Below are 19,346 nucleotides of genomic sequence, written 5' to 3'. Positions count from 1 at the left end.
TGATCCCGGCGGTAAAGGGGCGGCATTCTAGCATGCCTCACGCCTCGCCCAGCAGGGTCTCCGGCAGCCACAGCCGCCCCTCCCGGCGCCAGTGGCGCACCAGGGCCGGCACGCCCTTGCCGGCCGGTTGCTCGAGGGCTGTCGTGCCGGGCGGCGCCAGAGCGCGGGCCTCGGGATCGACCAGCACGCAGGGCGCATCCAGGGGGGCGTACTCGAGCAGCGCCGCGGCCGGCATCACCGCGAGCGAGGTGCCCACCACCAGCAGCAGGTCGGCCCGGGCCACGGTCTCGCAGGCCTCACTGAAATGCGGCACGCCCTCACCGAACCACACCACGTCCGGGCGAAGCTGGCTGCCCTTGTCGCAGAGATCGCCCAGCCGGATCCCGCCGCGGAGCAGCGGGTAGTGCATGCGCGCGTCCACCGTGGAGCGCGCCCTGAGGATCTCGCCGTGCAGGTGCAGCACCCGGCGTGAGCCGGCGCGCTCGTGCAGGTCGTCGATGTTCTGGGTGATGATGCTGACCGCGAAGCCCTGCTTCTCGAGGCTCGCCAGCGCCTTGTGGGCGGCGTTGGGGCGGGCCCGGCGCACCTGGTCGCGGCGCTGGTCGTAGAAGCGCAGCACCCGCTCGGGATCGCGCCGCCAGGCTTCTGGAGTGGCGACATCCTCGATCGGATGGTCGGCCCACAGGCCGTCGCTGGCGCGAAAGGTCTGGATGCCGCTCTCGGCACTGATCCCCGCTCCAGTGAACACCACCAGATGCGGCGCACGCTGCTCGACCATTCACCACCTCTCGCCACGCGGGCGCCAGCGACTCACTGTCCATCGCCGGCGACCCTAGATATCCAAACGTTGCCACTGCCTGAAACTACCACCCAGGCCCCCGTGCGACCAGACAGGGCCCCGGCCGGCTGTTCCAGCAGTGGGGCGACAGGCATTTGGTGGCCCGGCGACGGCCCCTCCACTCCATTGGCACGGCCGACGAGCTGCGGCCTGCCCATCGAGCGGCATGTGGATCATCTCGATGGAACAGCGGTGCCGCCCGGGCGCTAGGACGCCAGCCGCGGCGGGCATTCTGGATGGCCGGATGGCACGGGACGGTCAGGCGCCGTGGTAGCCATCATCTTCGGGGTTCTCGTGCTCCCCCCTGGGTAAGTCACCGACCCAGGCCATGGCCGCGGCGTGATCGCGCATGGGAAAGGTACGGAGCTCCACGGCCTTGAACAGGCGATCTTCCAGGTGGGTGAGATGCTTGACCCACTCCTGGTCGGTGACCACGGCGGCCCGATGGTAGTGCTTGAGATCGCCGAGCTGGGTCAGGCCGTAGCCGAGATCCTTCAGCAGGGCGGTCAGGGTCAGCCAGCGTAGGCCGTCGATCTCGACCACCAGGCTGACCCGGGGATGGGCCCGCTTGGCGGCCTCGATGGCATCGATGGCGCGCTGCAGCTCCTGGGCCGTGACGACGCCACTCGCCTTCATCGCCACGACATGCTCCGCAGGGTGAGAAATGAGGTCCAGCATGGGCGCTCTCCTTGGAGTTGATAGCGTGGCAAAGCAGGCTCGGTGGCTTTCAGCATAGCGTGCCTCGGCCTGGCCCGGGGCTGGCTAGTAGACACGGCTAGTAGGTCAGGCCGTTGCCCTCGTCGCCGGCGAAGCGGCGCTTGTTGCGATACGGATAGACGTCGATCACCCGGCCATCGAGGATGGCTTGCTGCAGCCCCTTCCAGTAGTCGGCATCGAACAGCTCCGGGTGCAGCTGGTAGAAGAGCTTGCGCCGGCGCACGTCGGCGAACAGGAAGGGGCCGAATTCCTCGGGGAACACATCATTGGGCCCCACCGAGTACCAGGGCTCGTCGGCCAGCTCCTGCTCCGGGTACATGGGCTCGGGAATGTGCCGGAAGTGACACTCGGTGAGATAGGTGATCTCGTCGTAGTCGTAGAAGATCACCCGCCCATGGCGGGTCACCCCGAAGTTCTTCAGCAGCATGTCGCCGGGGAAGATGTTGGCGGCGGCCATCTGCTTGATGGCGTTGCCATAATCCTTGAGCACCGCGCTGGCCTCCGCCTCGTCGCAGGTCTCCAGGTAGAGGTTGAGCGGGGTCATCATGCGCTCGGTATAGCAGTGCTTGATGATCACCTTGTCGCCGCGCAGGTAGACGGTGGACGGCGCCACCTCGAGCAGGTGCGCCAGGCAGTCGGGGTCGAAATGGTCCTGGCGGGCGATAAAGTTGGAGAACTCCTGGGTATCGGCCATGCGCCCCACCCGATCGTGGCGCTTGACCAGGCGGTACTTGTCGCGGACGTTCTCGGCGGTCATCTCCTTGCTCGGGTCGAAGCGGTCCTTGATGATCTTGAACACGGTGCGAAAGGAGGGCAGCACGAACACGGCCATGACCATGCCGCGCACCCCAGGGGCGATGATGAACTGATCCTCGCGCCGCGCCACCTGATGGTTCAGGGCGCGGAAGAACTCGGTCTTGCCGTGCTTGAAGAAGCCGATGGCGGCATACAGCTCGCCCTGGGGCTTGTCAGGCATCAGCTCCTGGAGGTAGTGAACGAACTCGCTGGGCACCACCACCTTGACCTGGAAGTAGGCGCGGGTGAAGGAGAAGATGATCGAGACCTCCTCGGGCTCGATCAGCAGCGTGTCCAGGTGCAGCCCCTCGCCCTCGCGGTGCAGCACCGGCAGCACCAGCGGCACCTGCTCGCCGCCGCCCAGCACCCGCCCGACCAGGTAGGCGCCCTTGTTGCGATAGAAGACGCTCTTGATCAGCTCGATCTCGGCCTCGGGGTCCTCCTGGATGGCCGCGGGAAGCAGCCGTCGCAGCACCTCGCTGCCGAGCTCGGCGTCGCGCGACAGGTCGACGAAGGGCGTCTCGAAGCGCGCCTCGCCGAGCGCCCAGGCGAGGCCCGCCGCCCAGTCGCCGCCCACCCGCCGCACGCGACACAGCTCGAGGCCGGAATGGTGCGCCGCCCGCTCCCGTGAGCTGTAGACGAACATCCAGTCGTTGCGGATGTGGCGATGGTGGAACAGCGAGCAGAACATCGAGTTGAAGAAGGTCTCGGCCAGTTCGTAGTCGAGCCGCTGATCGATCAGCTCGGCATAGTGCCCGCGGGCCTCCTGCCAGCACACGCAGTTGGTCAGCTGCTCGTCGTCGAGGGTGCGCCTGAGGCGCACCAGGGTGTCCTGGACCTTCTCGTCGTAGAGGTCGATGCGCTCCGCCGAGGCCTGCTGCGCCTCGCGCCAGGCCGCATCGCGAAAGCGCCGACTGGCGTCATCGGTGATCTGCTTGAAGCGCGAGCGATATTCGTCGAAGCCGTGCAGCACCGTGGCGGCAAGGCGATAGGCGGGCGAATGCGACATGATCGGGCTCCGGGCGGCAATCGCGTCCAGCATGACGAATCGTGTCGCCCGAGACGAGCCGACCATGGTGGTGTCCCTGTCGAAAGGTCGTACTTAACTCGGTGAAAGGTCGTGCTTCTCTCGGTGAAAGGCGCCTGGGGCAAACGGTGCGCGTGGTGAAAGGTTCCACCTGCCCCTTGGCGAACCGCCGGCCAGCCCCCCACACTGTCGGGGCAGACTCGCGGCGTGCCGCGACGCGCCGCCACGCCGCGCGTCTCGCGACGTACACCCCACGACCGATCTTCACGACCGACTTCAACGACAAGGAAGCACCCCATGACGATAGCCAAGGGCGACAAGATTCCCGACATCACCCTCAAGACCAACGGCCCCAAGGGCCCCGAGGACCTCTCCACCGGCGACTTCTTCGCCGGCCGGCGGGTGGTGCTCTTCGCCGTGCCCGGCGCCTTCACGCCGGGCTGCTCCAACACCCACATGCCGGGCTTCGTGGTCAATGCCGACAAGCTCTCCGCCCAGGGCGTGGAGGCCATCGCCTGCCTGGCGGTGAACGATGCCTTCGTGATGGATGCCTGGCAGAAGGATCAGAACGCCCAGGCCATGACCATGCTGGCCGACGGCAATGCCGAGTTCACCCGCGCCCTGGGCATGGAGCTGGACGCCTCCGGCGGCGGCATGGGCCTGCGCTGCAAGCGCTTCGCCCTGATCGCCAACGACGGCGTGGTGGAGTACCTGGGCATCGACGAGAAGGGCGTCGAGGCGAGCAGCGCCGAGACCGTGCTGGCGCAGCTCTAGGCTCGACCGGCGCCCGGGAAGAAGCAGCATGAGCGGGGCGTGAGAGAGCACGGCCGGGATGACAGCGCGGCGCCAGGGGGCGACAATGGCGCCCCCTTGTCCCGGCCCCGAAGCTCCGATGACGCCACCGCTCAGCCTTCTCTATCAGGATGACCACCTGGTCGCCGTGCACAAGCCGGCCGGCCTGCTGGTGCATCGCAGCGCATTGGCCCGCGGCGAGCGCGAGTTCCTGCTGCAGCGCCTGCGCAACCAGCTGGGTCGGCGGGTCTACCCGGTGCACCGCCTGGATCGCCCTACCTCCGGGGTGATCGTCTTCGCCCTGGATTCACGGATCGCGGCGTCGCTCCAGGCGGCCTTCACCGAGCGACGAATAAGCAAGCGCTACCTGGCGGTGGTGCGCGGCGTCGGCCCGGCGCAGGAGCGCCTGGACTACCCGCTGCGCGAGGAGGATGGCCGCCGGCCCAAGGCGGAAATGCCCGCCATGGAAGCGGTAACCGAGGTCCGCCGGCTCGACAGCGTGGAGCTGCCGGTGCGCGTGGACCGTTACCCCCAGAGCCGCTATTCGCTGATGGAGGCGAGCCCGCTCACCGGCCGTCGCCACCAGATCCGCCGACACCTCTCGCGGCGCGGCTATCCGATCATCGGCGATGCCAAGCACGGCAAGGGCAACCACAATCGCTTCTTCGCCGAGCAGCTGGCCTGCCCCCGCCTGCTGCTGGCCGCCGTGGGCCTGGCCCTCGATCATCCGGTCAGCGGTGAGCGCCTGGATCTCCACTGCCCGTTGGACGCCACCATGACGGCCCTCTTCGAACGGTTCGGGTGGACCGGCCACCTGCCGACCCCGACCCGCTCCACCTCTCAAGCGTGATGCCATGACCGATTCCGCCCCGCTCGCTTCGCCCTCTTCTGCGCCCGACGACTTCGAGGCCCGCTTCGGCGGCATCCGCCGGCTCTATGGCCGGCGAGCCGCCGAGCGCTTCCGCACCGCCCACGTGGTGGTGGTGGGCGTGGGCGGCGTGGGCAGCTGGACGGTGGAGGCGCTGGCGCGCTCGGGGATCGGCAAGCTGACGCTGATCGACCTGGACGACGTCTGCGTCTCCAACGTCAATCGTCAGCTGCACGCCCTGGACGGCACCATCGGCCGTCCCAAGGTGGAGGTGCTGGCCGAGCGCTGCCGGGCCATCCAGCCGGGCATCGAGGTGGTGGCCGACAGCGCCTTCGTGACGCCCACCAACCTGGCCAAGCGCATCCCCGAGGATGCCGACCAGCTGGTGGACGCCATCGACAGCGTGGTCGCCAAGGCGGCGCTGATCGCCTGGTGCAAGCGCCGCAAGCTGCCGATCGTGGTGACCGGTGCCGCCGGCGGCCAGACCGATCCCACCCGCATCCGGGTGGCCGACCTGACCCGCACCGAGCACGACCCACTGCTGGCCAAGGTCCGGGCCCGCCTGCGCCGCGACTTCGGCTTCTCGCGCAATCCCAAGCGGCGCTTCTCAGTGGAGTGCGTCTACTCCGACGAGCAGCTGGTCTACCCGGGCAGCGACGGCGAGGTCTGCTTCCAGAAGCCCGGCGAGAGCGAGGCGACCCGGCTCGACTGCGCCTCGGGCTTCGGCGCGGCCACCTTCGTCACCGGCAGCTTCGGCTTCACCGCCGCCTCTCGGGTGCTGGGCCGGCTGGCGAAACAGGCCGCCGCCACCTCCTGAACCGCACGCCCACGATCACCAACCCAACAGAGGATTCGCTGCCATGGACAAGAAGGCCCCTCGCGGCATCTACCGCCACTACAAGGGTCCGCTCTACGAGGTGCTCGGGGTCGCCCGGCACAGCGAGACCGAGGAGCCGCTGGTGGTCTACCGCGCGCTCTACGGCGACTACGGGCTCTGGACGCGGCCGTTGGACATGTTCCTCGAGACCGTCGAGGTGCAGGGCGAGCCGGTGCCACGCTTCGCCCTGGAAAAGGCCTTTCCATAACGAAGGGCCTTCCATGAAGAAGCCCCTTGGCATGATGAAGCCCCATTAACGACAGAGCGCCCCGTGGCGGCAGGCCACGGGGCGCTCTGTCTTCTGGTAAAGCCAGTTCCGGTCGAGCGGTTGCCGCGCGGGCGTTACTCGTCGCCGGCTTCCTGCATCTGCTTGAGCAGGTAGTTCTCGATGCCGACCTTGTCGATCAGGCCCAGCTCGGTCTCGATATGATCGATGTGGTCTTCCTCATCGGCGAGGATGTCACGGAAGAGGTCGCGGCTGACGTAGTCCTTGACCTGCTCGCAGTAGGTGATCGCCTCGATGTAGTCCTGGCGGCCTTCGTGCTCGATCTTGAGGTCGCTCTCGAGCATCTCACGCACGTTCTCGCCGATGTGCAGTTTGCCCAGATCCTGCAGGTTGGGAACGCCTTCGAGGAACAGGATCCGCTCGATCAGCTTGTCGGCGTGGTTCATCTCCTCGATGGACTCGTCGTACTCCCACTTGGCCAGCGCCTTCAGGCCCCAGTCCTTGTACATCTTGGCATGCAGAAAGTACTGGTTGATCGCCACCAGCTCGTTGCCGAGCGCAGTATTCAGGTGCTCGATGACCTTGCTGTCGCCTTTCATCTCATTACCTCGATCACGGTTGTCAGTACACGATTCCAGCTTGGCATGGGCACGACGGCCTGGCCAGCCCGTGGCGTCACAGTGTAGACATCGCCAGAGATAACTCAATCAAATCATGGGTTTGTAAAACCAAGGCGAACGATAACGATTTCTGTCAAACGGCGTAGGCGAGCCACTCGGCGGCGTTACTCATCTCAGCCTTGATGGCCTCGCGGGTGATGTCCTTGCCCGTGCTGGCACACTTGCCACACTGGGTCGCGCACCCCGTCTGCTGCTGGACCTCGCGCCAGCTGCGTGCGCCCTCCTCGACGGCGCCGCGAATTCGATGGTCGGTCACGTTCTTGCAGAGACATACGTACATGTCATCACCCCACGCTGATCATGAAGTGAATGTAAATGATTCGCATGGGTAACCGCAAGCGCCGCGCGGTGTAAATCTGATCGATATCAGGTTTTCTGGCCCGACGCTGCCAAGGCGCTCAGCGGGTCTTGGGCAGCACCACCACCCGGGTGCCGGAGACGATATCCGGCCAGCTGCGCTTCTCGTCGTCGAAGAGGATCCACAGATACCCAAGGCCGAAGGCGGCCAGCGAGATGCCGGCCACCAGGAAACGCTGCAGCGCCTGGAGGGCGGTGATCGAGCAGCCGTCGAGGGTCTGCACCCTGAGCCGCCAGGCCTGCATGCCGAGCGTCATGCCGCCGCGAGTCCAGAAGAAGGCGAAGAACACGAAGGCGCCGAGTGCCATCAGCAGGCGCAGCGAGAGCACCTGAGCCGCGCCCAGGCCGACCTGCTCGGCAGGCACCGCCAGCACCAGCCGCACCACTGCCAGATGCAGCGCGGCGATGACGATCCAGATCGCCAGCACCAGCAGGCCATCGTAGAGCATGGCGCCCAGCCGCCGGCCGAGGCCGGCCGGCCAGACTTCGTCGAGTCGATCGAAACGTCGCTGCATGGAATCCTCGTTCAGCCGGTACGGCGCAATAGGTACAGGCCCACCCCGGCACACAGCAGGGTCGGCGCCAGCACCGCCCAGGCCGGCGAGAAGCCGAACACCGTCGACGCCGGCCCCAGCAGGTCCTGGAGGTACTTGAAGGAGAGGCCGACGATCACCCCGTAGAAGACCCGGGTGCCGGCCGCCACGGTGCGCAGGGGACCGAACACGAAGGAGGCCGCCACCAGCACCAGCGAGGCCATGGTCAGCGGCATCAGCATCTTCTGCCAGAAATAGAGCAGCGGCTGGGTCGCCTGCTGTCCCTGCTCGCGCAGATAGCGGGCGTAGTTCCACAGTTCGCTGGGGGCCTGAGTCTCGACGTCGCGCAGCAGCCGGTCGAGCTGCGCGGGGGTCATGCTCGTCTCCCAGGGCAGGGTGTCGTGGTGCCGAGCCTCGGTGCGCCCCTCGTCGAAACGGGTCACGGCGACCTGCCTGAGCTGCCAGTGGTCGCCCTGCCAGACTGCCTGGCGGGCGCTCAGCGCCTCGGTGAGCGTGCGGCCCTCGAAGCGATAGCGGGTCAGATCGAGCACGGTATCGTCGGCGCGGATGGCGCCGAAGCGGTAGACGTCGTCCCCCTCACGCTGCCAGCCGCCCCGCTGGGTGAGCAGCGCGCCCTCGCCCTGCATCTGCTCGAGGCGCCAGGCGCTGGCGAACTGCTCGGTGCGCGGGCTGACGAACTCGGCGATGGTCAGCACCACCAGGATCACCAGGATGATCGGCTTCATCACCCCCCAGAGGATGCGCACCAGGGAGCGACCGGCGGCGCGCATCACGGTCAGCTCATTGCTCGAGGCCATGCTGCCGAGGCCAATCAGCGCGCCGATCAGCACCCCCACCGGCGCATACTGATAGAAGCGCCAGGGCAGGCGCATCAGCAGGTAGAGCAGCACCTGAAAGGCGCCGTAGTCGCCCTCGACGTCGCCGAGGTCGTTGATATAGGTGATCACCAGGTCCAGCCCCAGCAGCACGACCTGCACGACGAGGATGGCACCCAGCACGTTGCGGGCGATATAGCGATCGAGACGGTCGGTGATCATCCGCTCATTCCCTTGCGCTGGGCCCTGGCCATCATGGCCAGGCCAATGGCCAGAAAGCCGCCGTGGATCGGCCACATGCCGATCGCCACCGGCCAGCTGCCGCGGCCGATGGCGTCCAGCGCCGCCAGCAGCAGGCTGAGGTAGGCCACGTAGAGGAAGATCGCCGGCAGCAGCTTGGAGAAGCGCCCCTGGCGCGGGTTGACCCGCGACAGCGGCATGGCCAGCAAGGTCAGGATGAAGACCATCAGCGGCAGGCCGAGGCGCCACTGCAGCTGGGCCAGGGCCGGCAGGGCCTCGGCGCTGAACAGCGCAGCAGTGGTGGCATACTCCGGAGCATCGAGCTCGGGGCTCTGGGCGGCGCCGGAGAGGCGCACGGCGTAGGTGCCGAACTCGAGGCGCTCGGCCTGGGCGCGGCCGGGGTCGACGCTGTAGCGCTCGCCGTCTTCGAGCACCAGGAAACGACTGCCGGTTTCCTCATCGACGGTCTGGTAGCCGGCACCGGCCCGAGTCACCACGGTCGAGGGGGTGTCGTCGCTGCGCGACTGGCGCTCGCTGATGAACACCTCCTGCATCCGCGTGCCGTCGTCGTTGAAGCCCTCGGTGTAGGCCGTGCGACCGCCGCCGAAGTCTTGGAAGCGCCCCGGCGCCAGGGCCGTGAAGTCGAGCTGGCTGCGCTGCTCCTCGAGGAGCACCTCGTTGTGCAGGGCGCCGGCCGGGGTCAGCCACAGGCTGCAGACCCCGACCAGCAGCGCCACCAGCGTCGCCGGCACCAGGCTGACCTGCAGCAGGCGATGGGGACTGGTGCCGCAGGCCACCAGCACGGTGATCTCGCTGTTGAGGTAGAGCTGGCCGTAGGCGAGCAGGATCCCCAGGAAGAAGGCCAGCGGCAGGATCAGCTCAAGAAAGCCCGGCAGGTGGAAGAGCATCAGGGTGCCGAGGATGCTCACCGGGATCTCCCCTTCCGCCGCGTTGGAGAAGTAGCGGATGAAGCGGCTGCCCATGATCACCAGCAACAGCACGCCGGCCACCGCGGACATGGTCAGCAGGATTTCACGGGTCAGGTAACGAAATATGATCAACGTTGTCTCCCGGCTGGACACCCCCCGGTGCCCGGCCATCTTCCATGCAATGACGCCTTGCCTTGGGTACACTGGGATGACTCGGCAACGTGCCGGCATTATCCAGAATCCCCCTTCGCTTGTAACCCCAAAGCTTGTCTTGTGGAGACTCCATGGAATTCCCCGTTCAGACGGCCAATCCCGCCAAGGTCGAGACGGCCTGTCTCGTGGTACCGGTATTCAAGGACGGCGAGCTGCTGCCGGCCGCCGCCAAGCTCGACAACGCCAGCGAGCGGCTGATCGGCCAGCTGATCGAGCGCGGCGATTTCGAGGCCAAGCTGGGCAATGTCCTGATGGTGCCCTTCGCCCCGGGGCTCAACACGGACCGACTGATGCTGGTGGGGCTGGGCGAGCGCGGCAAGTGCAATGAAGGCGCCTTCCGCAAGGCCGTGGACGCCGCCTTTACCGCCATCGCGCCGCTGCCCGCCGAGGACATCGCCGTGGCCTTCGCCGACGTGCCGGTTGCCGACCGCGGCTGCGACTGGAAGGCGCGCATGGTGGCCGAGGCCGCGCATCGCGCCGTCTACCGCTTCGACGACTTCAAGTCCGAGAAGGCGCCCGCCCCGCGCCTGGAGAAGGTCACCCTGCTGATCAGCGAGCAGGGCGACGCCGACGCGGCCCGCCAGGGCGCGCGCATCGGCGACGCCATCGGCCAGGGCGTGGCGACCACCCGCACCCTGGGCAACCTGCCCGGCAACGTCTGCACGCCGAGCTACCTGGCCGAGCGCGCCGAGCAGCTGGCCGCCGAGTCCGGCGGCGCGCTGACCGCCGAGATCCTCGACGAGACGGCGCTGGAGGCGCTGGGCGCCCACAGCCTGCTCTCCGTGGGCCGCGGCAGCGAGCAGCCCTCGCGGCTGATCGTCATGAAGTACCAGGGGGCCGAGGAGCCCAACGAGGCGCCCCACGTGCTGGTCGGCAAGGGCATCACCTTCGATACCGGCGGCATCTCGCTCAAGCCCGGCGAAGCCATGGACGAGATGAAGTTCGACATGTGCGGCGCCGCCAGCGTGTTCGGCACCGTCACCTCGGTGCTCGCCATCAAGCCCAGGATCAACCTGGTGGCCATCGTCGCCGCCGCTGAGAACATGCCCGACGGCCGCGCCACCAAGCCCGGCGACATCATCCAGACCCTCAAGGGCCTCTCCGTGGAGGTGCTCAACACCGACGCCGAGGGCCGCCTGGTGCTGTGCGACGCCCTGACCTACGCCGAGCGCTTCGAACCGGCCAGCGTCGTCGATATCGCCACCCTGACCGGCGCGGCGATCATCGCCCTGGGCCACCACGCCACCGGCCTGCTGTCCAACGACGACGACTTGGCGCTGGATATCCTGGATGCCGGCGAGACCGCCTGGGATCGCGCCTGGCACCTGCCGCTGTGGGACGAGTACCAGGAGCAGCTCTCCTCCAACTTCGCCGACCTGGCGAACATAGGCGGCCGCCCGGCCGGCACCATCACCGCCGCCTGCTTCCTCTCGCGCTTCGCCGACAAGTTCCCCTGGGCGCACCTGGACATCGCCGGCACCGCCTGGACCTCGGGCAAGGAGAAAGGCGCCAGCGGACGTCCCGTCGGCCTGCTGACACAGTACCTGCTGGACCGCGAGGCCGACAGCGAGGTCGAGGTCGCCGACGACTGATCGCCGCCGGCGGGGTTGCCTTTTCCCCACGCTGACCTTTTCATGTGGGATGACGATTCTCATGCACCGGGCCCTCGCCGGCCCGGTTCCCTTTTTCTTGTCGAGGGCGCCCGACGGCGCCCCGCCAGAAGCGGAGACCCCTTGCCGTGTCCATCGAACGTTTTTCCGTGCTGTCCACGACCCAGCCGACCGCGCCGCAAATCCGTGAGCAGATCCTCACCAACCCCGGCTTCGGTCGCTACTTCACCGATCACATGGCCCACGTGCGCTGGACCCTCGACGACGGCTGGCATGGCCACGAGGTGCGCCCCTATGGTCCGCTGACCCTGGATCCCGCCGCCGCCGTGCTGCACTACGGCCAGGAGATCTTCGAGGGGGTCAAGGCCTACCGCCACGCCGACGGTTCGGTGTGGACCTTCCGCCCCGAGAAGAACGCCGAGCGCTTTCGTCGCAGCGCGCGCCGCCTGGCGCTGCCGGAGCTCTCCGACGAGGACTTCATCGACTCGCTCAAGTCGCTGCTGGCCAAGGACCAGGCATGGGTGCCCACCCCGGCCGACGAGACCGACGAGTCGAGCCTCTACCTGCGTCCCTTCATGATCGCCAGCGAGACCTTCCTCGGCGTGCGCCCCTCCCATGAGGTCGACTACTACGTCATCGCCTCGCCAGCGGCGGCCTACTTCCAGGGCGGCGTGAAGCCGGTCTCGATCTGGCTCTCCTCGCACTACAAGCGCGCCGCCGCGGGCGGCACCGGCTTCGCCAAGTGCGGCGGCAACTACGCCGCCTCGCTGGCCGCCCAGAAGGAGGCCGCGGCCCACGACTGCAGCCAGGTGGCCTTCCTCGACGCCGCCGAGAACAAGTGGATCGAGGAGCTCGGCGGCATGAACCTGTTCTTCGTGTTCAAGGACGGCCGCATCGTCACTCCGCGCCTCACCGACACCATCCTCGAGGGCGTGACTCGCGATTCGGTGCTGACCCTGGCCGGCGACGAGGGGCTGACCCCCGAGGAGCGCCCGATCAGCATCGACGAGTGGCGCGAGGGCGCGGCCTCCGGCGAGATCACCGAGGTCTTCGCCTGCGGCACCGCCGCGGTGATCACTCCGGTGGGCGAGCTGGTCACCGAGGAGGGCAGCATCCGGCTCGCCGCCGAGGGCGACAACGAGGTGGCCAAGCGCCTTCGCACCCGCCTGCTCGACCTGCAGTACGGTCGCAGCGAGGACACCCGCGGCTGGCTGACCCGACTCGCCTGAGCCCTTCCCGGCCCCCGGCAAGACGGCCTTTGCCGGGGGCAAGACAGCTCCATTGCCTCTCAAGACTCCGAGATAAAACGCCGACGAGCGAAGGCCAGACAAGGCAAAAATCGGCGAAAGAACGGAGTTTACTGGTTGTTAAACGAGTATCTTGAGCCGATTTTTAACGCCGTATGGCCGAGCGCAGTCCGTTTTAGACGGAGTCTCATGACCCGCATCGATTTCTATATCCTCCCCGACACCACCCTGGCCGCCCGTTTCGGCTTCGCCTGCCGGCTTGCCGAGACGATCTACCGCAAGGGGTATCGGCTGCACCTGCATGCCGAGGACGAGGCCATGGCCCGCGAGCTCGACGACCGGCTGTGGACCTTCCGCCCCGACGCCTACCTGCCCCACGCCCTGCTCGGCAGCGACCAGGAGGCGACGGTGCCGGTGACCATCGGCTGGGAGGGCCCGCCGGAGCCCGGCGCCCAGGCGCTGCTCAACCTGCACCCGGGCATCCCGGAGTGGTTCTCGCGCTTCGAGCGGGTCGCCGAGATCATCAACCAGCACCAGGACGTGCTCACCGCCAAGCGCGAGTGCTGGCAGACCTACAAGAAGCGCGGCTACCCGGTCACCCCGCACCACCTGCGCGCTCAAGCCTGAGAGATAGCACGCCGGGGACAGGTCACAGAGGGGGTCCTACGCCAGGGATGGCGTCGGTAGCGCCCAGGGAAGGGTTCACAGCGCCCCCGGAGGGCCGGCCCCGCTCGAAGACCTGTCGACGGAGTCCCGGCAGCCATGGCCCTCGCCCATGACGCCGGCCCGCCGGGCAGGCTATAATCGGGCCCATTTTTCGCGCCCTGCGGCGCCGCCATGACGCGGCCTGCCGTGCCTCGACGCCACCCTGAACACCCGGAAGCCCCCATGGACAAGACCTACCAACCCGAGCAGATCGAAACCCGCTGGTACGAGCGCTGGGAGGCCGACAACCGCTTCGCCGCCTCCGGCGAGGGCGAGCCCTTCTCCATCATGATCCCGCCGCCCAACGTCACCGGCAGCCTGCACATGGGCCACGCCTTCCAGGACACCATCATGGACACCCTGACCCGCTGGCGGCGGATGCAGGGGCGCAACACCCTGTGGCAGGTCGGCACCGACCACGCCGGCATCGCCACCCAGATGCTGGTGGAGCGCAAGGTCGCCGCGGAAGAGGGCAAGAGCCGCCACGACCTCGGGCGCGAGGCCTTCACCGACAAGATCTGGGAGTGGAAGCACGAATCCGGCGGCGAGATCACCCGCCAGCTGCGCCGCATGGGGGCCAGCGTCGACTGGAGCCGCGAACGCTTCACCATGGACGACGGCTTCTACAAGGCCGTGCAGGAAGTCTTCGTGCGCCTGCATGAAGAGAACCTCATCTACCGCGGCAAGCGGCTGGTCAACTGGGACCCGACCCTGCACACCGCGATCAGCGATCTCGAGGTCGAGAACCGCGACCAGCAGGGCAGCTTCTGGCACTTCCGCTACCCGCTGGCCGACGGCGTCACCACCGACGACGGCAAGGGCTACCTGGTGGTCGCCACCACCCGCCCCGAGACCCTGCTCGGCGACAGTGCCGTGGCGGTCAACCCCGAGGATCCGCGCTACGCCTCGCTGGTCGGCAAGTTCGTCGAACTGCCGCTGGTCGGGCGCCGCATCCCGGTGGTGGCCGACGAGCACGCCGACATGGAGAAGGGCTCGGGCTGCGTGAAGATCACCCCGGCCCACGACTTCAACGACTACGAGGTCGGCAAGCGCTGCGGCCTTCCGCTGATCAATGTCTTCACCCAGGACGCCGCGGTGCGCGAGACCGCCGAGGCGTTCGACCTCCAGGGTCGCCCGCTCCCCGACGTCGACCCGAGCCTGCCCGCCGCCTACGCCGGCCTCGGCCGCTTCGAGGCCCGCGAGCGCATCGTCGCCGACATGGACGCCGCCGGCCTGCTCGAGCAGGTCGAGACGGTCAGCAACACCCTGCCCTACGGCGACCGCAGTGGCGACGTCATCGAGCCGCTGCTCACCGATCAGTGGTTCGTCGCCGTGGAGGAGCTCGCCAAGCCCGCCATCGCCGCGGTGGAGAACGGCGACATCGAGTTCGTGCCGAAAAACTACGAGAACATGTACTTCGCCTGGATGCGCGACCTCCAGGACTGGTGCATCTCCCGCCAGCTCTGGTGGGGCCACCGCATCCCCGCCTGGTACGACGCCGAGGGCAACGTCTACGTGGCGAGAAGCGAGGCCGAGGCCCGCGAGAAGCACGGCCTGCCCGCCGATCTCGAACTGACCCAGGACGAGGACGTGCTCGACACCTGGTTCAGCTCCGGGCTCTGGACCTTCGGCACCCTGGGCTGGCCCGAGCAGACCGAGGAGCTCGCCACCTTCCATCCGACGAGCGTGCTGGTCACCGGCTTCGACATCATCTTCTTCTGGGTCGCCCGGATGATCATGATGACGCTCAAGTTCACCGGCGAGGTGCCCTTCAAGCAGGTCTACGTGCACGGCCTGGTGCGCGACGGCCAGGGCCAGAAGATGTCCAAGTCCAAGGGCAACGTGCTCGACCCCATCGACCTGATCGACGGCATCGCGCTGGAGACCCTGGTCGAGAAGCGCACCGGCAACATGATGCAGCCGCAGAAGGCCAAGGCGATCGCCAAGGCCACCCGCGCCGAGTTCCCCGAGGGCATCGAGCCCCACGGCACCGACGCCCTGCGCTTCACCTTCCTCTCCCAGGCCACCACCGGGCGCGACATCAAGTTCGACATGGGCCGCCTGGACGGCTACCGCAACTTCTGCAACAAGCTATGGAACGCCTCGCGCTACGTGCTGATGAACGCCGAGGGCCAGGACACCGGCGCCGACGGCGGCGAGGTCGAGCTGTCGCTGGCCGACCGCTGGATCGTCTCGCGCCTGCAGCAGACCCAGGCCCAGGTGACCCGGGCGATGGAGGAGTTCCGCTTCGACCACGCTTCCCAGGCGCTCTACGACTTCGTCTGGAACGAGTACTGCGACTGGTACCTGGAGCTCTCCAAGCCGGTGCTGTGGGACGAGGGCGCCAGTGACGCCGCCAAGCGCGGCACCCGCCGTACCCTGGTGCGGGTGCTCGAGGCGATCCTGCGCCTCGCCCACCCGATGATGCCCTTCATCTCCGAGGAGATCTGGCAGCGCGTCGCGCCGCTCGCCGGCACCCGCGCGGCGGACGGCGACTCGATCATGAACCAGCCCTGGCCGCTGGCCAACGAGGCGCTGGTCGACGAGGCGGCGACCCGCGACATCGAGTGGCTCAAGGGCGTGATCGTGGCGGTGCGCAACATCCGCGCCGAGATGAACATCGCCCCGGGCAAGCCGCTGGAGGCACTGCTCACCAAGGGCGGGCCGGAGGACGCCGAGCGCCTGGCGGCCAACCGCCTGTTCCTCTCCAAGCTGGCCAAGCTCGAGCGCGTCGAGTGGCTCGACGACCCCGAGCAGGCGCCGCTCTCGGCGACCCAGCTGGTCGGCGACATGGAGGTGCTGGTGCCGATGGCCGACCTGATCGACAAGGACACCGAGCTCGCGCGCCTGGCCAAGGAGATCGACAAGCAGGAGAAGCTGATCGGCGGCATCGAGAAAAAGCTCGGCAACGAGAGCTTCGTCGCCAAGGCGCCGGAAACGGTGGTCGAGAAGGAGCGTGCCAAGCTCGCCGACTTCGAGGCCGCGCGCCGGCTGCTGGTCGAGCAGCGCGAGAAGATCGACGCGCTCTGATCGCACGCGGGTCGTGATCCCGAACGACCGAGGGGCCGGGCGCCACGCGCCCGGCCCCTTCTGTTGCGCATCGCGAGGGCCTAGAGCCCGCGGAAGCTCTCCCACAGCGCCGGCACGCCCGGGAACATCCCGATGCCCGCCATCACCGTGCAGAGGACCGCGAACACCACGCCGGGAATGATCCAGCGCCCCATGTGGCCGAGCTCGCGGCCGCGCTCCTTGCAGCCGATCAGCCCCAGGTTGTCCAGCAGCACCGTCAGCGACCAGCCGAACACCGGATTGACCAGCGCCGAGGAGAAGATCACCACCGCCGCGGACTGGGTGGTCTTGCCCTTGCGGGTCATCTGCATGCCCGCCTCGAGCAGCGGCACGTAGACCCCGACCATCAGCGCCACGCTGAGCACCGGCTGCCACACCGCCAGGTCCATCGGGTAGCCCCAGAGGGCGGCGACGACGCACAGCAGGCCGGTCAGCACCGCCCCGGCGGGGATCGGGCGCCGGGCGATCGCCGCCGGCACGATGTAGGTGCCCCAGGAGGAGCTGATGTTGCCGCCGCCCAGCAGGCTGCCGGCCACCTGGCGGGCCGAGGCGGTGACCATGGTGTCGTCCATGTTCATCACCACCCGGTCGGTCTTCGGCGGGTAGTTGAGCTGCTGGAAGACCCGGTGGCCGACGAAGTCCGGCGACCACATAGCCACCGCCAGCACCGCGAAGGGCGCCACGGCGACGAAGTGGTGGAACGACGGCAGGCCGAGCTGCCAGCCGGAGTCCTCGCCCCACCAGTAGAGCGGGTTGAGGGTGGGGATGCCCGGCTCGGTGGTGAACTCGAAGGGCGCGCCCATCGCGAAGGAGAGCGCGCCGGCCAGCAGGGCGCCCAGCGGGATCGCCAGCCAGCGCATCTGGACGTGCTCCAGGTAGGCGTACATGAGGATCGTGGCGATGATCACCACGAACGCCAGGTGGGCCATGTCGAAGCTCTCGGCCCAGGCGAACAGGCTCTCGATCTGGCCGCTGATGCCGATGAAGCCCAGGTAGAGCAGCAGGCCGCCGCACACCCCGTTACCGGTCAGCCGGGCCAGCAGGCTGCCGCCCTTGCTGATGCCCAGCAGGAAGCCCAGGGCGCCGATCATCAGCCCCAGCGCCATGGGGTGGCCCCCCGAGGCGACGATCAGCGGCACCAGCGGGATCAGCGGGCCGTGGGTGCCGGCCAGGTTGCTGGTCGGATTGAGGAAGCCCGAGACCAGCACCACGAACAGCAGCGCGGCGATCAGCATCTCGTAGCGGACGTTCTCGATGACGAAGTCGTCGGAGAGCCCGAGCTGGCCGGCGAAGGCCGCGACGATGGCGGCGACCATCACGATCTTGCCGATGGTGGCCGCCATGGCCGGCACCCAGTCCTCGAGTTCGAAGCGGTAGTCCCGGCCGGGCAGGTTGGGTCGCCAGCGCCGGGGCGCCATGCTCTGCAGCTCGTGCTCCAGGTACTCCGCCCGGGAGGCGAAGGCCGAGCGCGGCCGGCGGCGGTGGCGATAGTCGTCGTGGGAGTCGGTCATGGGCTCACTTGCGGGTGGAGACAGAGAGTGGCGAAAAAAAGCTCGCCCACTCTAGGGAGGCCCGACCCGAGCCACAATCTGACATTCGGCTAATATAACGAAGCGCCCGGTCCATGGCAGGCGACGACGCCGCGCCGCTTCTTACCTGGACACCCGAGACGCTCAATCGACGCGGCGAAAGCCCCCCAGCACCCGCTGATCGGGGCCGAAGAACACCAGCCGATCGTGATCGATCAGGTAGCGATAGGCGTTCTCCAGCATCCCGGTCACCCGGGCGGCATCCTCGGCCCGGGGACAGGCGCGCCGCGTGGTGGCAAGCTCGGTGAAGGCGATCCGCTGGTTATCGCCCAGCGCTGCCTGGCCGGTCAGCCGGTTGCAGCCGTCGCTGCCGCTCACCCGCCCCTCGCCGTCGATCACGAAGTAGGGCCGCGTGGGCATGTCGAGGCGCTCGCTGGTACCCACCAGCAGCAGGTTCCAGCGCTGCTCGACCACCGGCCCCTCGAGGCGGGCCGAAGGCTCGTCGACGACTTCGGGGGCCGGCCCACCGCGACAGGCGGCGAGCAGCAGGGTCCCGGCGGCGAGCAGAGCGATATTGCGTAACGTTTTGATCATCATGGTATCTTCCTTGAGGCGCGGGGCGATGGTCCGGCGCCAAGCTTGCCCCAGCCGGGGCATCGAGACAATTCTCCGCCGGACCAGGAGGTCCCCGCATGCTCAAAGCGCTTCACAACGACGCCCTCGGCAAGCTGATCCTGCGCCTCGCCGTGGGCGGCCTGATACTCTTCCACGGCGTGGCCAAGCTGCTCAACCCGGGCAGCCTCGACTGGATCGGCGGGATGCTCCAGGGCTATGGCCTGCCCTCCTTCCTGGCCTACGGGGTGCTGATCGGCGAGGTGCTCGCGCCGATCATGGCTATCGTGGGCTGGCAGAGCCGCCTGGCCGGGCTGCTGATGGCCGGCAACATGCTGGTGGCCTTCCTGCTGGTACACACCGGCGAGGTGTTCATGCTCAGCGACAGCGGCGGCTGGCAGCTGGAGCTGCAGGGCATGTTCTTCCTCTCGGCCCTGGCGCTGGTCTTCCTGGGCAGCGGGCGCATGGCCTGGCGGCCGGACTGAGTCGCGACACACTCCCCGCCAGACCACCGTTTTGCTGTTACAAGCTTCCAATGAGGAAGGATAGATTTCCGTCGCGAGCGAAGAGAGGCTGGTCAACGCCGGAGCACAGCCACCGGAGTGTAGCCTGCTACCTGAGGATGGCGACGGTTCGACGCCTCGAC

Annotated in this window: 19 protein-coding genes; 9 read left to right on the top strand and 10 right to left on the bottom strand. The window is 67.9% G+C overall.

The window, feature by feature from the left end:
• Positions 1-37 precede the first annotated feature (37 nt).
• From ABE957_RS07260 to aceK, 3 genes are all read right to left on the bottom strand, one after another.
• Positions 38-778: an SIR2 family NAD-dependent protein deacylase gene (locus ABE957_RS07260; RefSeq protein WP_349758003.1), complete on the bottom strand. Its 741-nt coding sequence runs from the start codon at positions 776-778 to the stop codon at positions 38-40.
• A 318-nt stretch (positions 779-1,096) separates the two neighbouring features.
• Entirely contained in the window at positions 1,097-1,516 is a 420-nt protein-coding gene (locus ABE957_RS07255) for a SpoIIAA family protein (RefSeq protein ID WP_349758002.1), read from the bottom strand.
• Between the two features lie 97 nt (positions 1,517-1,613).
• The gene (aceK, locus tag ABE957_RS07250; protein ID WP_349758001.1) at positions 1,614-3,359 is read right to left on the bottom strand and encodes a bifunctional isocitrate dehydrogenase kinase/phosphatase; all 1,746 of its coding nucleotides are present in this window, start codon (positions 3,357-3,359) and stop codon (positions 1,614-1,616) included.
• 315 nt (positions 3,360-3,674) lie between these two features.
• On the opposite strand from aceK, the gene ABE957_RS07245 reads away from it, so the two are divergent.
• The 4 genes from ABE957_RS07245 (at position 3,675) to ABE957_RS07230 (ending at position 6,122) form a co-directional block, all read left to right on the top strand.
• Complete coding sequence (locus tag ABE957_RS07245; RefSeq protein WP_349758000.1) at positions 3,675-4,151, top strand: peroxiredoxin; 477 nt, start codon at positions 3,675-3,677, stop codon at positions 4,149-4,151.
• Positions 4,152-4,269: 118 nt separating this feature from the next.
• On the top strand, positions 4,270-5,019 hold the full coding sequence (locus ABE957_RS07240) for a pseudouridine synthase (protein ID WP_349757999.1): 750 nt from the start codon (positions 4,270-4,272) through the stop codon (positions 5,017-5,019).
• 4 nt (positions 5,020-5,023) lie between these two features.
• Positions 5,024-5,854: a tRNA cyclic N6-threonylcarbamoyladenosine(37) synthase TcdA gene (gene tcdA, locus ABE957_RS07235; protein WP_349757998.1), complete on the top strand. Its 831-nt coding sequence runs from the start codon at positions 5,024-5,026 to the stop codon at positions 5,852-5,854.
• Between the two features lie 43 nt (positions 5,855-5,897).
• The gene (locus ABE957_RS07230; protein WP_089852014.1) at positions 5,898-6,122 is read left to right on the top strand and encodes a DUF1653 domain-containing protein; all 225 of its coding nucleotides are present in this window, start codon (positions 5,898-5,900) and stop codon (positions 6,120-6,122) included.
• Positions 6,123-6,256: 134 nt separating this feature from the next.
• Here the strand turns inward: ABE957_RS07230 and bfr are convergent, their stop codons facing one another.
• From bfr to lptF, 5 genes are all read right to left on the bottom strand, one after another.
• Positions 6,257-6,739: a bacterioferritin gene (gene bfr, locus ABE957_RS07225; RefSeq protein WP_349757997.1), complete on the bottom strand. Its 483-nt coding sequence runs from the start codon at positions 6,737-6,739 to the stop codon at positions 6,257-6,259.
• Positions 6,740-6,893: 154 nt separating this feature from the next.
• The gene (locus ABE957_RS07220) at positions 6,894-7,100 is read right to left on the bottom strand and encodes a (2Fe-2S)-binding protein (RefSeq protein WP_349757996.1); all 207 of its coding nucleotides are present in this window, start codon (positions 7,098-7,100) and stop codon (positions 6,894-6,896) included.
• 118 nt (positions 7,101-7,218) lie between these two features.
• Positions 7,219-7,692 (bottom strand): RDD family protein, encoded by a 474-nt coding sequence (locus ABE957_RS07215; protein WP_349757995.1) that lies wholly within the window; start codon positions 7,690-7,692, stop codon positions 7,219-7,221.
• An 11-nt stretch (positions 7,693-7,703) separates the two neighbouring features.
• Positions 7,704-8,768: an LPS export ABC transporter permease LptG gene (gene lptG, locus ABE957_RS07210; RefSeq protein ID WP_349757994.1), complete on the bottom strand. Its 1,065-nt coding sequence runs from the start codon at positions 8,766-8,768 to the stop codon at positions 7,704-7,706.
• Positions 8,765-9,847 carry an LPS export ABC transporter permease LptF gene (gene lptF / locus ABE957_RS07205; RefSeq protein ID WP_349757993.1) on the bottom strand — a complete coding sequence of 361 codons (1,083 nt, stop codon included), beginning with the start codon at positions 9,845-9,847 and terminating at the stop codon, positions 8,765-8,767. Before lptF ends, lptG begins: the two co-directional genes overlap by 4 nt.
• A 152-nt stretch (positions 9,848-9,999) precedes the next feature.
• On the opposite strand from lptF, the gene ABE957_RS07200 reads away from it, so the two are divergent.
• From ABE957_RS07200 to ABE957_RS07185, 4 genes are all read left to right on the top strand, one after another.
• Positions 10,000-11,520 carry a leucyl aminopeptidase gene (locus ABE957_RS07200; RefSeq protein WP_349757992.1) on the top strand — a complete coding sequence of 507 codons (1,521 nt, stop codon included), beginning with the start codon at positions 10,000-10,002 and terminating at the stop codon, positions 11,518-11,520.
• A gap of 146 nt (positions 11,521-11,666) precedes the next feature.
• Complete coding sequence (locus tag ABE957_RS07195) at positions 11,667-12,767, top strand: branched-chain amino acid aminotransferase (RefSeq protein WP_349757991.1); 1,101 nt, start codon at positions 11,667-11,669, stop codon at positions 12,765-12,767.
• A 207-nt stretch (positions 12,768-12,974) separates the two neighbouring features.
• Positions 12,975-13,412 carry a DNA polymerase III subunit chi gene (locus ABE957_RS07190; protein WP_349757990.1) on the top strand — a complete coding sequence of 146 codons (438 nt, stop codon included), beginning with the start codon at positions 12,975-12,977 and terminating at the stop codon, positions 13,410-13,412.
• A 261-nt stretch (positions 13,413-13,673) separates the two neighbouring features.
• Positions 13,674-16,520, top strand: a complete 2,847-nt coding sequence (locus ABE957_RS07185; RefSeq protein ID WP_349757989.1) for a valine--tRNA ligase — start codon at positions 13,674-13,676, stop codon at positions 16,518-16,520.
• 80 nt (positions 16,521-16,600) lie between these two features.
• On the opposite strand, the gene ABE957_RS07180 is transcribed toward ABE957_RS07185, so the two are convergent.
• Positions 16,601-18,070, bottom strand: a complete 1,470-nt coding sequence (locus tag ABE957_RS07180) for a DUF3360 family protein (protein WP_349757988.1) — start codon at positions 18,068-18,070, stop codon at positions 16,601-16,603.
• Positions 18,071-18,232: 162 nt separating this feature from the next.
• Positions 18,233-18,682, bottom strand: coding sequence for an META domain-containing protein (locus ABE957_RS07175; protein ID WP_349758138.1), 450 nt, complete (start codon positions 18,680-18,682; stop codon positions 18,233-18,235).
• 98 nt (positions 18,683-18,780) lie between these two features.
• On the opposite strand from ABE957_RS07175, the gene ABE957_RS07170 reads away from it, so the two are divergent.
• Complete coding sequence (locus ABE957_RS07170; protein ID WP_349757987.1) at positions 18,781-19,185, top strand: DoxX family protein; 405 nt, start codon at positions 18,781-18,783, stop codon at positions 19,183-19,185.
• Positions 19,186-19,346: the final 161 nt, after the last annotated feature.

Origin of the sequence: Halomonas pelophila (assembly GCF_040196315.1) — a bacterium.
Taxonomy (GTDB): Bacteria; Pseudomonadota; Gammaproteobacteria; order Pseudomonadales; family Halomonadaceae; genus Halomonas; species Halomonas pelophila.
Note: the sequence above shows the minus strand (reverse complement) of the source record. Positions and strands in the feature narration are given on the sequence as shown.